Genomic DNA, 16,053 nt, shown 5'->3' on the forward strand with positions numbered 1-16,053 from the left:
AGGCGCCAGTCAGCAAATTGTTTGATGGCAGGACTTACAAGGCTTCAATGAAAAACTCTTTTGGTTTTACCTGGTACCTGGCGGGGCTGAGCATGCTCGGCTACCTGGCCATGGATATGTACCTGCCTGCGTTCGGCGCCATGGGCGAACACCTGCAGATTTCCCCCGGTGCGGTGGGGGCCAGTTTGAGCATCTTCCTCGCCGGGTTTGCCGTGGGGCAACTGCTCTGGGGCCCGCTGTCGGACCGCCTGGGGCGCAAGCCGATCCTGCTGGCGGGCCTGAGCCTGTTTGTGCTCGGCTGCCTGGGAATGTTCTGGGTCGAGACCGCGCCGCAACTGCTGGCGTTGCGTTTTGTACAGTCGATCGGGGTGTGCAGTGCCGCTGTCAGTTGGCAGGCGCTGGTGATTGACCGGTACCCGGCGGACAAGGCGCACCGGGTGTTTGCCAGCATCATGCCGCTGATGTCCCTGTCACCGGCGCTGGCGCCGCTGCTGGGCGCGGTGGTGCTGAATCATTGGGGCTGGCAGGCGATCTTCGCCGTATTGCTGGGTGTCTCGCTGTTGCTGCTATTACCGACCCTGTTTCTCAAACCCATGCCCAAGCGCCTGGCCGCCGACGGTGAAAAGGCCCGGCTGGGCTACGGGCAATTGTTCAAGTCGCGGGTGTTCATCGGCAATGTGCTGATCTTCGCCGCGTGCTCCGCCAGCTTCTTCGCCTGGCTCACGGCCTCGCCGTTTATTCTCGGTGGCATGGGCTACAGCCCCAATGATATTGGCCTGAGCTATGTGCTGCCGACCCTGGCGTTTCTGGTGGGTGGCTACAGTTGCCGCAGCGCCTTGCAACGGTTCCAGGGCAAGCTTCTGTTGCCCTGGCTGCTGGTGGCGTACTGCATCAGCATGGTGGCGTTGTACCTGGTGGCAACCCTGACGGTGCCGACGCTGACCACTTTGCTGATTCCGTTCTGCCTGATGGCCCTGGTCAACGGCGCCAGCTACCCGATTGTGGTGGCGAATGCGCTGATGCCGTTTTCGGAAAACTCCGGCAAGGCCGCCGCCCTGCAAAACACCCTGCAACTGGGCTTGTGCTTTGTCGCCAGCCTGTTGGTGTCGTCGCTGCTGGAGCAGCCGTTGCTGGTCACGGTGAGTGTGATGCTGGCGACCGCGCCGCTGGCAATGTTGGGCTATTGGCTGGCGCGGCCCAAGCCGGATGAGTCGGAATTGGCGGCCGCTTAAAACGTCACTTCCATATTCACGGTTGGCGTCGAGGTGCGGCTGCCACGGCCGCCATCCACACCGAACTTGTTATGCCAGTACTCGTAGCCCACCCCCAGGTACAGGTTGGGCTTGACGCTTTTGCCCGGCCGTACCGCAACCATCAGCGCAGTGCGCATCAGGGTTTCTGCGGCGGTGTCGCGGCTGTTGTAGTCATGGCCCTTGTCACCGACATGGTTGATAAAACCCTGGAACTTGGCGCCATGGTTGCCGAGCTCGAACGGGCGCATCCAGGTCAGGTTGAGCATGTAGGTGTCGTCGAAGGTGTGGTTCGGATCCTTCGCGCCGGGGATGCCGGAATGGTTGTTTTCCTTGTAGTACATCAGGCTCAGGTCCAGCACCCCGACCGTATTGAACTTGAGGGTCGGCCCGAGCACCAGGGCGCGCTTTTTCGCCGACGCCAGGTTGTTGTTGCGGTTGGCATCGAAGCCCAGGGTCAGCGCGTAATCCTTGATCAGCCCGGTGCCCAGCGGCCTGTCGAATACCCGTGAGGCATACAGTTGGTGCCGGTACACCGCATACACCTCGCTGCCGCCGTGATCGGTGCCCTTGCGCGGGTCGTGGCTGTCGGACAGGAAGACGTCGAGGTTGAGGAAGTTGCTGCCGTACCGGTAGCCGCTGGCGTGGGTGAAGCTGTAGATGCGCTTGCTGAAATCGTCAGGGTTGTTCGGATTGGTGAATTGTTGCCCGTAGCGAAACCCTACGCTGTTGTTCATCCATTCCACCGCGACAGCCTCCCCGCCGCCGAGGAGTGTGAGTAAAACGGTTGCGCCGTGCAGTGCCTTTTTCATTGTTTTAGTTCCTTTGGCGTTTGGCTCATGGCAGCCATGCAGGGGCCGCCGGGCGCAGTATCGACACAACCGCCGCGCTGCTCAAAGAACAGAATATCGACTGGGCTGCTGCCGAATCGGCAGCACGGAAGTTGGCCTGAAGGTCAGGAAATACGTGGGGTACAGGGGGATTCTTCGCGCTCGCGCAAAGCGATTTCTTCGCTGATCAGGTGGGCCATCGACTCCACCGCCGTAGGCAAATCCCGACCCTTGCGCGCATACAGCCCCAGGTCGCTGAACATCCCGCCCTGGTCACTCAAGGGGATATGCAGCAACTCACCCCTGGCCAAGTCGGCCTCGATGCCGATGCGCGTCTGGAACGCCACCCCCAACTGCTGGCGCGCCAACTGCCGCGCCAGTTCCATGGAGTTGCTTTGCAGCAACGGCTTGTGCGCAGCCGGCGAGCGCTTGTGCAGTGGGGCGATCAGGTGATGGATCGACAGCTCGCTGTTGGCCTGGATCACCCCGTGTTCAGCGCACAGGGTGTAGCTGACGCTGGCATGGGAGGCCAGGGGATGCCCCGGTGCCACCAATGCGCCAAGGCGGAAATGCCCGACACACAATTGTGTGGTTTCCGCACTGCGCGGCAGGGCAAAGGCCAGCCCCAGGTCCGCCTGGCCGTTGATCACTGCGGCTGGAATCGATTGTGAACCCTGCACGGTCACCCCGATCGTCACCGCCGGATAGCGCTGGCGCATGCGCTTGAGCACGGCGGGCAGCAACTCCACCGTCGCGCCTTCCACCGTGGCAATTTCCACATGCCCGGTCTGTACCTGGTTCAGGCCTTCCAATTCGCCGCGTACCCGTTCCACATCCTGCAGCACCAGGGTTACATGGCGGGTGAGGATTTCCCCGGCAGCGGTCAGGCGCAGCCCGCCGGGCAAGCGCTCGAACAGGGCCGCGCCGACTTCATCTTCGAGTTTGAGAATCTGCCGGTTCACCGCCGACGACGCCACGTTCAGCCGGCGCGCAGCTTCGCGGATCGAATGGCAGCGCCGGACCATATCGAAGTAGCAAATGGCCGCAGAGTGGATGCGCAGCGTGCGGTTGAGCATTTTTTTCAGATCCTTGTGGGCACGCCTTCAAGCCTCGGGGCTGGGCGGCTGAATGGATTTTTGTAACGTCGATGCCGGGTATCTTGTGCAAATGATTGTATACAACTCTATGGACATCCAATCTTTCTATTGCATACAGTGAGCGCACAACAAAAACAGAGAACCTCTCACCATGACTATCCCGAAGGCGTCACCGCAACGGCCAGAAGATGAGAATCTTGGCGTCGCTGCCAACATGGCTTACGGCCTGCAGCATGTACTGACCATGTACGGCGGCATCGTGGCCGTGCCGTTGATTGTCGGCCAGGCGGCCGGGTTATCCCCCGCGGATATTGGCCTGTTGATCGCCGCGTCGTTGTTTGCCGGTGGCCTGGCCACGCTGTTGCAAACCCTGGGCCTGCCGTTTTTTGGCTGTCAGTTGCCCTTGGTGCAGGGCGTGTCGTTTGCCGGTGTGGCGACCATGGTGGCGATTGTCGGCAGCGACGGCGCGGGCGGTGTGCCGGCGATCCTGGGCGCGGTGATGGCCGCGTCGCTGATCGGGTTGCTGATCACCCCGATCTTCTCGCGAATTACCAAGTTCTTCCCGCCCCTGGTGACCGGGATCGTGATTACCACCATCGGCCTGACGCTGATGCCGGTCGCGGCCCGTTGGGCCATGGGCGGTAACAGCCGCGCCGCCGATTTTGGCAGCATGCCCAACATCGGCCTGGCGGCCATCACCCTGGTGTTGGTGCTGTTGCTGAGCAAGGTGGGCAGCGCCACTATCTCGCGCCTGTCGATCCTGCTGGCCATGGTGTTTGGCACGCTGATCGCCGTGTTTTTGGGCATGGCGGACTTCTCCAGCGTGACCCAGGGCCCGATGATCGGCTTCCCCGCGCCGTTCCACTTCGGCATGCCGACGTTCCATGTGGCGGCGATCCTGTCCATGTGCATCGTGGTCATGGTGACCCTGGTGGAAACCTCGGCGGATATCCTCGCGGTGGGCGAGATCATCGACACCAAGGTTGACTCCAAGCGTCTGGGCAATGGCCTGCGTGCCGACATGCTGTCGAGCATGTTCGCGCCGATCTTTGGCTCGTTCACCCAAAGCGCCTTCGCCCAGAACGTCGGCCTGGTGGCGGTGACCGGGGTCAAGAGTCGTTATGTGGTGGCCACGGGCGGCCTGTTCCTGGTGATCCTTGGCCTGTTGCCCTTTATGGGCCGGGTGATTGCCGCAGTACCGACCTCGGTGCTGGGCGGCGCCGGGATCGTGTTGTTCGGCACCGTGGCGGCCAGTGGCATCCGTACGCTGTCCAAGGTCGATTACCGCAACAACATGAACCTGATCATTGTCGCCACCTCCATTGGCTTCGGCATGATCCCCATCGCCGCGCCGAGCTTCTACGATCAGTTCCCTAGCTGGTTCGCCACCATCTTCCACTCGGGGATCAGCTCCTCGGCGATCATGGCGATCCTGCTGAACCTGGCGTTCAACCACTTCACCGCCGGCAACTCGGACCAGCAGTCGGTGTTCGTCGCCGGTACCGAGCGCAGCCTGTGTTTCCAGGATGTGGCGGCACTGCGCGACGGGGATTACTTCAGCAAGGGCAAATTGTTTGATGCCGAGGGCAAGGAGATTCCGCTGGTGGATGCAACACTGCCGAAAGCGGCGGTGGCGGGGCGGGCTGAAACCAGTGAGGTGTAGCCAAAACACCACAAAAAACTGAATGTGGGAGCGGGCTTGTCCGCTCCTACATTTGATTGGTGGTGTTTAGAAGACCGTTGGTGAGCACACCTCATCCAAAAACTTCACCACCGTGCCCATGCACGGCTGGCGCTCCTCCACATGGGGCATATGGCTGGAGTCTTCAAACAGCGCTGCGCGTACATCGGCGATTTCATCGAGGAATGCCTTGAATTCCAGCGGTGTGGCCTGGTCAGGCCGCCCGGAAATTATCAGGGTTGGCACTTGGATCTGCGTCAGCCGGCCAATGCTGATCGGGCCGTGCAGGGCGTTGTAAACCGTAGGATCGGCCGCCATCTGGGCGAAGGTACGTGCCACTTCTTCGGGCCACGGGTTGATCCGGCACAAGGGTTGCTCATCGAAGCCGGCCGCCAGGTTGGCGGCGATCAATGCGCGCAGGCCCTGGGGCTGGCGAATCGCGTGTTCACTGCCGAGCCTGCCGCCCCAGGCATGCCCGAGGAGCGCGTAATGCCCGCTGATGTGCAGATGGTCGAGCAGGTTGTCCAGCTCTGCGAGAAACAGCTCAACCGTCCAGAAATCGGCGGGCTGGTGGGGCAGGTGGGTGGACTGGCCATTGCCCAGTTGATCGTAGTGAATCACCGCATGCCCACTGGCAGCCACGTCCTTGAAGGCGTCCAGGTAGTCGTGGGTAGCGCCGGGGCCGCCATGGAGGATGACCAATGGGGTCTTGCCGCTGTCGAGGTTGCCGGTCACGCGATACCAGGTCTGGTAGTCGCGAAAGGTTGCGTAGCCCTGGTGGCTTTGTTCGATGAATTCCATTTCCGGCCCTGCCATCAAAAATTGGTCGGGTACACGATAGTTTGAACAAAACGTTTAAGTAACTGGCAAAACGGCTAGGTTTTCCTGACGAAGCGGCAATGCCCCAAGTGGCGCCGGCAATCCGGGGCCACTCGGGCCTGGCTTATTGTTTCTGCGGGTCAAACTGCTTGTCGCGGATAAACAGCGCCGGGATCACCCCGCAGATAAAGTACGCCGCGCCCATCACCATAAAGCCCACGCCAATCGAGCCATGGGACGCCAGGAAGCCAATGGCCGCCGGCGCGACCGCCGCGCCAATACGCCCGATGTTGTAGGCACCGCCCACCGCCGAACCGCGGAATTTGGCCTCGAAACTCTCGGTCATGTAGGTCGCATTCACGCCGTAGGGAATGCCGTACAGAAAACCGAAGGCAATCAGCAGCCAGAGGATATTCTCCGGGCTCTGGTACAGCACGATCACCGGCAGGAACACCGCCGTGCCCAGGGCGCCGAAGGCAAACACCACGCGCCGGCCCAGGCGATCGGCCGCCAGGCCGGCGAGGATCTTGCCGAAAATCATCGCCGCGTAGGTGCCGACCATGTAGCTGGTCATCGACTTGAAATTCATCCCCAGTTCGCCTTCCAGGTAGGACGGCATCCAGTTATTCACCCCGTAGTAGCCAAACTGCAGGAAGCCTGCAGTCAGTGCCCAGAACAGGAACATGCGGCTGGCCTTGGGGTCGCTGAAAATCAGCTTGAACATGCCATCGGGTTTTTTTACCGAGACGCGCTGGATGCCTGCGGCCTTTTCCCGCGCACGCTCGGCCTGGGCGTTGAGCCAGGCCTGGGGTTCCGGCACCAGGCGCTGCATCAGCACGGCGAGGATCACCGGGATGATCGCCACATAGAACAGCCAGCGCCAGCCGTGGTCCGGCAGGATCCAGCCGGCCAGCAAGGTGGCGACGATATACCCTACCGACCAGCCGGCCTGCAGGGTGCCGAGCACGGTGGTGCGGTAGCGGGTCGGGACGTATTCGGCCATCAGGGTGTTGCAGGCAACATACAATGCGCCCAACCCGAGGGAGGCGAAGAAGCGGGTGGCTGCGAACTGCCAGTAGCTGTGGGTCAGGCCGAGGATCGCGGTACCCACCGAGAACAGCACGATGCTCCACACCACGGTCTTGACCCGGCCGAAGCGATCACAGGCCCAGCCCCCGTAAATCCCGCCGACCGCCATCCCGGCCAGGGTGAAACTGCCCAGGCTGCCGGCTTCGACACTGGTCAGGCCGAACTCGGCTTTCAGGCTGCTGAGGCTGTAGGACAGGAGCATCAAGTCTGCGCCGTCGATCAAAAGACCGAGGAAGCAGAAGATGAAGACAATGATCCACAGGTTGTTTTTTGCGGGCGACAACGCACCCGCCGATGTGGCGACTTCCATAGCGATACCTTGTTGTAGTTGTAGGGCATGGGTTATGGGTGTTGCAGATGTTGTATGAACAAAGCCGATCTACTTGTGGGAGCGGGCTTGCTCGCGATAGCGCAGTGTCAGTCAACTATTTATTAACTGACCCACCGCCTGCGCGAGCAAGCCCACACAAGCTCGGTTCCCACATAGGGTTGTGTGGGTTTTAGTGCCTGGCCTCGCGAATCATGTTGCGCGCAATCACCAACTGCTGGATCTGGGTCGTGCCCTCATACAGCCGGAACAGCCGCACATCGCGGTAAAACCGCTCGATCGCATACTCGCTCACATACCCCGCGCCACCATGAATCTGTACGCAACGGTCAGCCACGCGGCCGCACATCTCCGTGGCGAACATCTTCGCGCAGGAGGCTTCGGTGCCGATGTCCAGGCCCTCGTCACGCTTGCGCGCGGCGTCCAGCACCATGCAGCGGGCGGCATAGATCTCTGCCTTGCTGTCGGCAAGCATGGCCTGGATCAGTTGGAACTCGGCAATCGGCTGGCCGAATTGCTTGCGGTCGATGGCGTAGTGCAGGGCATCGTCGAGCATGCGCTCGGCGGCGCCGACGCTGACCGCTGCGATATGCAGGCGGCCCTTGTCGAGCACCTTCATCGCGGTCTTGAACCCCACGCCTTCGACGCCGCCGATCAGTTGCCCGGCGGGCACCCGTACATTGTCGAAAATCACATCGCTGGTATGGGCGCCTTTCTGGCCCATCTTGTGGTCGCGCTTGCCCAGGGACACCCCCGGGGTATTGCGCTCGACGATAAACGCGCTGATCCCGCCCGAGCCCTTGATCTCCGGGTTGGTACGGGCCATCACCGTGAAAATCCCGGCATGGGGCGCATTGGTGATAAAGCGCTTGGTGCCATTGATCAGGTAATGCTCGCCATCGCGCAGGGCGGTGGTCTTCAGCGAGGCAGCGTCGGAGCCGGCGTCCGGTTCGGTCAGGCAGAACGAGCTGAGCAACTCGCCGCTGGCCAGCTTGGGCAGGTAATGCTGTTTCTGTGCCTCGGTGCCGTCCAGCAGGATGCCGATGGAACCGATGCCATTGTTGGTGCCGAAGTAGGAGCGGAAGGCCGGCGAGGTGCGCCCCAGCTCGAAAGCAATGCTGACTTCTTCTTCCATGGTCACGCCCAGGCCGCCATAGGCTTCGGGCAGGGTCAGGCCGAACAGGCCCATGTCCTGGAATTGCCGGACGATGTCCGCAGGGATCTCATCGGTCTCGGCGACTTCGTTTTCCCGTGGGATCAGCACTTCGTTGACGAACTGGTGGATGGAGTCCAGTAGCAGATGCAGCGTTTGCGGGTCTCGGATCATGTACATTCCTCGGCGGCCCGTTCGGCGGGCCTGTTGTATTGGATCTGCCGGGGCCGTGCACCGATCTGTCTAGCGGGCGGCGGCCTCGATGTTGTTGACCATGTGCTTGAGACGCGGCCCTATGTCGTCTTCGAGTTTTTCCCGGGAAAGGTGAAAACTCGGCCCGCCACAGTTGAACGTCAACAGCCCATGTTGTGTGTGCAGCATGGGCACGGCGATGGCGTTGACATCGCGGTGCCACTCACCGATCGACATGCAATAGCCGAAATCGGTGTAATCCCTGAACGCACGCTCCAGCCCTTTGCGAATCGTCGGCCAATCCTCCAGATGCCGCTGGCGGATATGCTCAAGCATGAATTCGCGCTCGTTCTCCGGCATCGCCGCCAGGCAGGCACGGCCTGCCGAACTCAAGTGCAGCGGCAGGCGCGTACCGACCTGGCGGCGCATGGTCATGTTCGCTTCGCCCTGGATCACGTCCAGGTACACCATGTCCAGGCGGTCCCGGGTGGCCATCGCGACGGCGGCCTGGGCGTACTTGGCCATGGTCTCCATCAGCGGGTGGGCCACGGCCCGCACCGACAGGTTGGAAAGCATTGCGTAACCAAATGCCATCACCCCCACATCCAACTGGTATCGGCCCGACTGCGGCATGTGCTTGAGGTAACCCAAGCGGGTCAGGGTGTGGGTCATGCGGGTAATCGTCGGCTTGGGCAGGCCGGTCTTGCGCGCCAGTTCCTGGTTACTCAACACGCTTTCGCTGGGGGTGAAGCAGCGCAGCAGTTCCAGGCCACGGGCCAGTGACGTGATGAACTGGCGGTCCTTGTCTTCCTCCTCTTCGGTGTTCATCGGATCTACCAGCAGGTGTTCAAAGGCAGTGCTGCCTGCTGGTGTCTCTGGTGTGTTCGGGTCCAGGCTTCGACGGCGCATGGTAGAAATCCTTCTTTTGTAAAATCAATAAAACAAAACCATATTCCGCTGTGCGAAACAATTGAATTTTTTGGATTTTTACTGTGTCTTTATATTTATTCGTTTATAAACAATTGTTTATATTTTTTTCTGTTGGATCTATACGTTCTTTCGTTTACATCATTAATGTAGATACTTATTATTTTTTGAAAATACGGAATATAATTTCGCACTGCAAAATAATTAGTGGGTTTTAATCTATAGCCCACAGTCGGCGATACAGACCTTCAGGAATAAAAACAATGGGTGCATTAACAGGTTTGCGTGTACTGGATTTGAGCCGGGTCTTGGCCGGCCCCTGGTGTGGCCAGGTGTTGGCCGACCTGGGCGCGGAAGTGATCAAGATCGAGCGCCCGCACAGTGGCGACGACACCCGTGGCTGGGGGCCGCCGTGGATGAAGACCGGCACCGGCGAGGCGTCCGGGCAGGCGTCGTATTACCAGTCCACCAACCGTGGCAAGCTGTCGGTGGCCATCGACCTGGCCAGTGCCGAAGGCCAGGAACTGGTGCGGGCGCTGGCGGCCAGCTCCGACGTGTTGATCGAGAACTACAAGGCCGGCTCCCTGGCGCGCTACGGCCTGGACTACACGACCCTGGCCGCGCTCAACCCGCGCCTGGTGTATTGCTCCATCACCGGCTTTGGCCAGACCGGCCCGCGTGCCGAAGAGCCTGGCTATGACTTCATCATCCAGGGCATTGGCGGCCTGATGAGCATCACCGGCGAACGCGATGACTTACCGGGCGGCGGTCCACAAAAAGTCGGCGTGGCCTTTTCCGACCTGATGACCGGGTTGTATTCCACGGTGGCGATCCAGGCCGCGCTGCTCAGCCGCGAACGCACCGGCGTTGGCCAGCATATCGATATGGCCCTGCTGGATGTGCAAGTCGCGACCCTGGCCAACCAGAGCATGAACTACCTGGCCTCCGGCAACGTGCCCCAGCGCTTTGGCAATGCCCACGCCAATATCGTGCCGTACCAGGTGTTTCGCGCCGCCGACCGCGACTTCATCATCGCCTGCGGCAACGACAGCCAATTCATCGCCTTATGCCAGAGCATTGGCCTGCCGCACCTGCCAGACGACCCACGCTTTCGGCGCAATGCCGACCGCGTGGCCCATCGGGCCGAAATCGTCGAGTTGCTGTCGGCGCACTTCCTTGGCCGCACGGCAGATGAGTGGGTCAGTTGCATCCATGCTGCGAAAGTCCCGGTGGGCGCGATCAACAATATCGCGCAATCTTTGGAAGAGCCGCAGGTGATTGCCCGTGGACTGATGGTGAAGATCCCCCATCCGCAAAACCCCGACTTCGCCATGGTCGGTAGCCCGATCAAGATGTCTGGCACTCCGGTGGAGTACGTACGGCCGGCGCCGATGTTGGGGCAGCATACGGATGAAGTGTTGGTGGGGCGGTTGGGGTTGAGTGGTGAGCAGTTGGGGCAGTTGAAGAGTCGTGGGGTGATTGAGCAGTTGCCGTGATGGACGCGCGTTGGCTGACTACTGAAGTATTTTGCCCAGCGCGCCCATATCCATGGCTTCATTGATGCCCAAGGGGGCGGAAAGGATGAAGGGCTCCTTGTAGAGTGACTCATAGTGCATCTCTACAAAGACGTCATTCCTTTGTAGGAACAGACTCATTTGCAGCAGGCACAAGGGGCCGAACTGCGTGCTTTTAGTCGGCTCCAGAATCACGATGTCATTACCCGGCCTGACGGCTGCACCCTCGGTGGGCCAACCTTTGGCGAAGCATTCTGGATTCAACCGTGCCTTTTCCAGCACGGCGGGCCAGCGACTGTCCCCCAGCCCATCGAACTGTTCGTCGCCGACGCGAATGTTGAACGCGGTGATGATGCCCGGGCCAATCCCTTCATTGGACAGGTACAGGCCGCTTTTTCCGCCCGCCAGATACGGTGTGATCATCAGGTAGGGCCTGACGGACAGCCGGTTGTGCTCGCGCATCAGGTCCAGTTGCCAGAAGGAAATCGACGCGGCGGCGATGGAGATCACCATGGCTGCCAGGGAGAGGACAGTGCCGGAGGAGAGCTTGGGTTTTTCCGGTGTCAGCGGTGCAGTGGGGCGACGTGGCTTGAAAAAGGGATGGTCATGCAGTTTTTTCACGGGTCGACTCCCTGTCGATAAGGCTGCACGAGAAAGTCCGTGTCGAGTGCTGAAAAGGTAAAGCCATGAGTCAGGAGGAAATGACACTCCCGTAAATCTCGTAAAGGTTTTTGATGATAGGAAACCCGAAGCAGATAACCAACAGCCAGAATTGCCAGCGCAGCAGGGTCATGCCCGATTCCAGCTTTGAAATGGCCCCTTGAAACTGGCTCGCCTGACGTTCCATCAGCGCGCGGAATTCTACACCTTGCTCTCTGATTGCAACGCCTTGGTCTTTGATCAGGGCGCTCAGGTCGGTGCGTAATGCCGCGATCGAATCCTTGAGGTGGGATTCGGTGCGTTCTAAGTCGGCTTTTGACGCGAAATGTTTCACATCGTCCTCCCAAGCATTTACGGCGGCTTTGGCTGTTTTATTTGGCACGCTGATGGAGGTCAGTGCGTCATATAGCAAGCGATATTTTCATCGTGTCTCCAGCAGCAGGCAAGCGACGTGGAACCCCACCGGGCAGTAGGCTCCGTCACTGTGAGGGGTGCACTCGATCGGCGAGAGCGCTATCGGTGAATAGTCGGCTTAAGCGCATTGAGGTTCCAGTCGGACGGTTCCTGCATTTTTGTAGGTTGAGTAAGGCTGCTGAGAGTTGAATCGCCCCGGATTTTTCAGGGTTCCTGAAAAGTCGCAGGTAAAAACCCATTAAATATTTGACTTGTCCTTTTCAATCAGTAAGATACGCCGCATTCCGCGATAGCTCAGTTGGTAGAGCAAATGACTGTTAATCATTGGGTCCCTGGTTCGAGTCCAGGTCGTGGAGCCAGATAGAGAAAAGCCTGCAGCGATGCAGGCTTTTTTTTGTGCGCAATTTAGTGCCTGATGCTACCTGCCAAGCTGGATCGCTCACCGGCAACCCGCCAAGGAAAGCACATGGATATCAGTTGGATGGAGTTAGCCTTCGGCGCGATGGTGGTCATTGCCCAGGGCCTGTCGTTTTGGTTCATGTACTGGTTGTTCAAGAAGCTGCGCAAACCCAAGTCGGTCGCTCCCGCCTATGCCCCTGGCACGGGCCTTGATGGCAAGGCGATTGCGGTATTGGCCACCTTTATCGGGTTGCGCAGGCTGCCTTGGGTGGCCTTGGCCAGCAACAGCCTCAACCCGGTGTTTCGTCTTGAGGGGCAGCAGGTGATTTACCGGGTTTTACGTCAGAAGCAACGACCGTTGGGCGATGTGTCGCGAGTGGATATGCGCAGTGCTTATGGCACCTTCAACCTGGTGTTTGAATTTGCCGATTCGCCGTTCACATTGATCGTGAACCTGGGGAGTGCGTCGCGGATGGCTTATGTGCTGTCGTTGCTACCACCTGGCATACCGCTGTCCGAACGGGCGCAAGCCGCGCGACTAGCGGGGAACGCCGCGCAATATCAGCCTTGGGTTTAGCATGTGGCCCCGACAAGGCGCCCGCTGAGGTGAGGACGGATTACTGAGGCGCGCTGGCGACGCTGCTCATCGAGTATTGCGCCTGGCCGCTGTGTTCATCGATCTCTTCATGGGTGACCACAAACCCTTGTGACAGGTAGAACTGGTAACTGGCGCTATTGTTTTTATAAACCGCCAGGGTCAGTACGGGCCGTTGCCTCCTGGCGTGGGCCAGCAGCTGTTTACCGAGGCCCTGGCCCTGGCAGTCGGGGGCAACAAACAGCGCGGCCATCTGCTGGTCGAGCAGCGAGTAAAACCCCACCACCCTCGATTGACGCTCGATAACAAAGGTCTGGGATGCAGGAATGTACAGGTTGCGCATGTTCTCGACCTGTGACTGCCAGAAGGCGGCGTCGATAAAGTCGTGGGCGATAAGCGAGGCATCCAGCCAGATCTGCAGGACGCAATCGAGGTCTGTGGGGTCAAGGGGTCTGATCATTTTTTTAAGTCTTGCGATGGGTTATTCAAAGCTCAGGCGCCAGGCAGCCCCCGGGCCTGATACTGCGTGGTTGCGCAACATCACGCCAAACAAAATGTTTAACGCGACGCTTTATTATAGAGGCGCTTGAAGAATGCAGGCTTTTTAATGGCTCCTGCAAACATCCCCCAACGAATCACGCTGCATCGACTGCAGGTTTTTCTCGATGGTTTCGCAGATGGCTTCGGTCTGGATCTGGTGTTCGCTGGAGCGGAACGGGCTTTGCAGGTCGGTGCCGATGCGTTCGATGGCCAGCAGCATAAACCCCACCACCGTCGAGGCCAGCGGGGTGAACCAGCCCAGGGACTCCACCAGCCCCACTGGCACAATCAGGCAGAACAGCGAAATAAACAGTCGTGGAAAATACACATAGGGGTAGGGCAGTGGCGTATTGGCGATGCGTTCCATGCCGCCCTGGCTGTTGGACAGGTCGACCATGGTTGATTCCAGGCGCGCCAGGCGAATGCTGTCCAGGCGTCCGGCCTTGTACTCGCGGGCCAGCAGGGCGGCGGAGCCGGTGAGGATGTCGTTGGCAAAGTTGTTGGTGGCGCCGTTGCGCGCAAACTCATCCCCAGGAATGAACGCCCGCACTTCCTCCGGGCACGGCTCACCCCGCAGGTGCGCCGCCAGGCAATTCACATAGGCCACGTGGCGGCGCAGCAGGGTGGATTTGATGGGGTTGATTTCGCTGTCGGGGTCATCGAGCAATGTCAGCACCTGCCGTGCAAAGCTGCGCGAATTATTGACCATCGCGCCCCATAGCGTGCGCGCTTCCCACCAGCGGTTGTAGGCGCTGGTGTTACGAAAACTGATCAGCACCACCAGTGCCGAACCGAGCAGCGTCAGGGGCATCAGTGGCAGGTTGATCTTGGCGTTGAGGAACAGCATGAAGTCCACGGTGACCGCAATATCCCAGAGCAACAGCCAGAACAGCGCCCAGCCGACATAACCCATGGTCTTGATAATCAGGCGGTATTTTTTGACGATGGCAGCTTTCAAACACAAACCTCCGAGCGGGCGAAAAACATCAGTGCCCTAGCTCGGACGGTGTTTGTGCAAGAAAGGTTCGCCGGGTGTCAGGCGTCGTGCAGGGAAATGCGCGAGGTCTCCGGCAAGGCCAGGCCACCGGCCAGTGCGAGCAGGGCCACGGCCATCAGGTAAAACGCCGGTGACAGGTTGCTGGCGGTGGTGCTGATCAACCACGTCGCCACCAGCGGCGCGGTGCCGCCGAAGATCGTGTAGGCCATGTTGTAGGTGATCGCCGAGGCGGTATAGCGCGTGCGGGTCGGGAAGGTTTCCGAGAGCAGCGCCGCCGTGACCACGCCGCACAACACCGCGCCCACCGCCAGCAGCATCACGCCGACCACGGAGGCCGCGAACGAGCCGGAACTGGCCATCAGGAACGACGGGTACACCACGGCCATCAACAGCCCGCAAGCGCTCATCACCGTGACACGCCGCCCGACGCGATCGCTATACCAGCCGGCCAGCGGACAGATCGCCGCGGCGAAGATCAGCGCAATCAGCGACACCAGCAACGCCGTCGCCCGGCTCAGGCCACCGACCACTTGCAGGTACGTGGCAAAGTAGGTGGTGAACATATAAAACGACGGCGCCGTCAGCGACACAAAGGCGCCCAGGCAGCAGATCGCCGCGCCATGGTTGCGCAGGGTTTCCTTGAGCGGCGAGTGAGACACCGCGTGTTCCTGCTTTACTGCCTGGAAGGCCGGGGTTTCATCCAGCCGCCAGCGCAGGTACAGACCTACCAGGCCCAGCGGCGCGGCGATCAGAAACGGCAGGCGCCAGCCCCAACTGCCCATGGCCTCGGCCGACAGCGAGGCCTCCAGCGCATAGGCCACCACCGCCGCCGAGGCGAAGGCGGCAAAGGTCGACACCGGGATAAAGCTGCCGTACCACGCCCGTTTATCACTGGGCGCGTGCTCCATCAGGTAGGCACAGGCCCCGGCGTATTCACCGCCGGCGGAAAAGCCCTGGGCGCAGCGGATCAGCGACAGCAGGATCGGCGCCGTGACGCCAATTGCCGCATACGTGGGCAGCAGGCCGATCAGGGTCGTGGCCCCGGCCATCAGCAAAATCGTCATCGCCAGGGTGCGCTTGCGGCCGATGCGATCGCCCAGCATGCCAAAGAAAATCCCGCCCAGGGGCCGAAAGGCAAAGGCCACGGCAAACACCGCGAAGGTCTTGAGCAACGCCGCACTGGCATCGCCACTGGGGAAAAACTGTTGGGCGATGGTGGTGGCGAGAAAGCCATACACGGCGAAGTCGAACCACTCGACAAAATTGCCGATACCGGCGGCGACGATGACTTTTCTCAGGGTTTGCGGCGGGACCTGTTCGGTGGATGCGCGCGTCATGGCGGGGCCTCGGCATTTCGTCAGTAAGCCCTCGATTATCGGGAAAGCGCCCGGGGTGGCTTACTTCAAAAGTGTCATCGGCGTAGTCAACACCGACCTGCCAAGGCAATGAAGATCAAATGTGTGTGGCTTGCCTGCGATAGCGGCGGGTCAGCCAACATCCTTCCCAGCCATGCCGCCGCCATCGCAGCCTCGCCGGGGCTCGACAGCTCCCACCTTGATTTTCGGGGG

General features: G+C 60.3%; 15 protein-coding genes and 1 tRNA gene. 5 read left to right on the forward strand and 11 right to left on the reverse strand.

Annotation, left to right across the window (positions count from 1 at the left end; translation table 11 throughout):
* Nucleotides 1-47: 47 nt before the first annotated feature.
* A complete protein-coding gene (gene punC / locus AO268_RS25840) occupies nt 48-1,232 on the forward strand; it encodes a purine nucleoside transporter PunC (protein WP_099170268.1) in 1,185 nt (394 codons plus the stop codon).
* On the opposite strand, the gene AO268_RS25845 is transcribed toward punC, so the two are convergent.
* Nucleotides 1,229-2,062: a nucleoside-binding protein gene (locus tag AO268_RS25845; protein WP_076961309.1), complete on the reverse strand. Its 834-nt coding sequence runs from the start codon at nt 2,060-2,062 to the stop codon at nt 1,229-1,231. The genes punC and AO268_RS25845 overlap by 4 nt on opposite strands.
* A gap of 143 nt (nt 2,063-2,205) precedes the next feature.
* Complete coding sequence (locus AO268_RS25850) at nt 2,206-3,156, reverse strand: LysR family transcriptional regulator (protein ID WP_076961310.1); 951 nt, start codon at nt 3,154-3,156, stop codon at nt 2,206-2,208.
* A 172-nt stretch (nt 3,157-3,328) separates the two neighbouring features.
* Here AO268_RS25850 and AO268_RS25855 point away from each other — a divergent pair, with 172 nt between their 5' ends.
* On the forward strand, nt 3,329-4,840 hold the full coding sequence (locus tag AO268_RS25855) for a nucleobase:cation symporter-2 family protein (RefSeq protein ID WP_099170269.1): 1,512 nt from the start codon (nt 3,329-3,331) through the stop codon (nt 4,838-4,840).
* A 66-nt stretch (nt 4,841-4,906) separates the two neighbouring features.
* On the opposite strand, the gene AO268_RS25860 is transcribed toward AO268_RS25855, so the two are convergent.
* The 4 genes from AO268_RS25860 to AO268_RS25875 all read right to left on the reverse strand — a co-directional run bounded on the left by AO268_RS25860 (nt 4,907) and on the right by AO268_RS25875 (nt 9,348).
* Nucleotides 4,907-5,659, reverse strand: a complete 753-nt coding sequence (locus tag AO268_RS25860; RefSeq protein WP_099170270.1) for an alpha/beta fold hydrolase — start codon at nt 5,657-5,659, stop codon at nt 4,907-4,909.
* Between the two features lie 142 nt (nt 5,660-5,801).
* Nucleotides 5,802-7,076, reverse strand: a complete 1,275-nt coding sequence (locus AO268_RS25865; RefSeq protein ID WP_099170271.1) for an MFS transporter — start codon at nt 7,074-7,076, stop codon at nt 5,802-5,804.
* Nucleotides 7,077-7,266: 190 nt separating this feature from the next.
* Entirely contained in the window at nt 7,267-8,421 is a 1,155-nt protein-coding gene (locus AO268_RS25870) for an acyl-CoA dehydrogenase family protein (RefSeq protein WP_099170272.1), read from the reverse strand.
* Between the two features lie 69 nt (nt 8,422-8,490).
* Nucleotides 8,491-9,348, reverse strand: coding sequence for an IclR family transcriptional regulator (locus AO268_RS25875; RefSeq protein WP_076961315.1), 858 nt, complete (start codon nt 9,346-9,348; stop codon nt 8,491-8,493).
* A 281-nt stretch (nt 9,349-9,629) separates the two neighbouring features.
* Here AO268_RS25875 and AO268_RS25880 point away from each other — a divergent pair, with 281 nt between their 5' ends.
* Nucleotides 9,630-10,862: a CaiB/BaiF CoA transferase family protein gene (locus AO268_RS25880; RefSeq protein WP_076961316.1), complete on the forward strand. Its 1,233-nt coding sequence runs from the start codon at nt 9,630-9,632 to the stop codon at nt 10,860-10,862.
* A gap of 18 nt (nt 10,863-10,880) precedes the next feature.
* Here AO268_RS25880 and AO268_RS25885 read toward each other — a convergent pair whose 3' ends face one another.
* Nucleotides 10,881-11,501, reverse strand: coding sequence for a hypothetical protein (locus tag AO268_RS25885; RefSeq protein WP_099170273.1), 621 nt, complete (start codon nt 11,499-11,501; stop codon nt 10,881-10,883).
* A gap of 70 nt (nt 11,502-11,571) precedes the next feature.
* Entirely contained in the window at nt 11,572-11,952 is a 381-nt protein-coding gene (locus AO268_RS25890) for a DUF1640 domain-containing protein (RefSeq protein ID WP_099170274.1), read from the reverse strand.
* A gap of 285 nt (nt 11,953-12,237) precedes the next feature.
* Here AO268_RS25890 and AO268_RS25895 point away from each other — a divergent pair.
* Together AO268_RS25895 and AO268_RS25900 are read left to right on the forward strand one after the other, a co-directional pair.
* A tRNA-Asn gene (locus AO268_RS25895) sits at nt 12,238-12,313 on the forward strand.
* A 107-nt stretch (nt 12,314-12,420) separates the two neighbouring features.
* Nucleotides 12,421-12,930: a hypothetical protein gene (locus AO268_RS25900; RefSeq protein ID WP_083743028.1), complete on the forward strand. Its 510-nt coding sequence runs from the start codon at nt 12,421-12,423 to the stop codon at nt 12,928-12,930.
* Between the two features lie 40 nt (nt 12,931-12,970).
* On the opposite strand, the gene AO268_RS25905 is transcribed toward AO268_RS25900, so the two are convergent.
* From AO268_RS25905 to AO268_RS25915, 3 genes are all read right to left on the reverse strand, one after another.
* The gene (locus AO268_RS25905; RefSeq protein WP_076961319.1) at nt 12,971-13,408 is read right to left on the reverse strand and encodes an N-acetyltransferase; all 438 of its coding nucleotides are present in this window, start codon (nt 13,406-13,408) and stop codon (nt 12,971-12,973) included.
* Nucleotides 13,409-13,552: 144 nt separating this feature from the next.
* The gene (locus AO268_RS25910; protein ID WP_076961320.1) at nt 13,553-14,446 is read right to left on the reverse strand and encodes a bestrophin family protein; all 894 of its coding nucleotides are present in this window, start codon (nt 14,444-14,446) and stop codon (nt 13,553-13,555) included.
* Between the two features lie 77 nt (nt 14,447-14,523).
* Nucleotides 14,524-15,822: an MFS transporter gene (locus AO268_RS25915; RefSeq protein ID WP_099170275.1), complete on the reverse strand. Its 1,299-nt coding sequence runs from the start codon at nt 15,820-15,822 to the stop codon at nt 14,524-14,526.
* Between the last annotated feature and the right edge of the window lie 231 nt (nt 15,823-16,053).

This window comes from Pseudomonas sp. ICMP 8385 (assembly GCF_002699915.1).
Classification (GTDB): Bacteria; Pseudomonadota; Gammaproteobacteria; order Pseudomonadales; family Pseudomonadaceae; genus Aquipseudomonas; species Aquipseudomonas gessardii.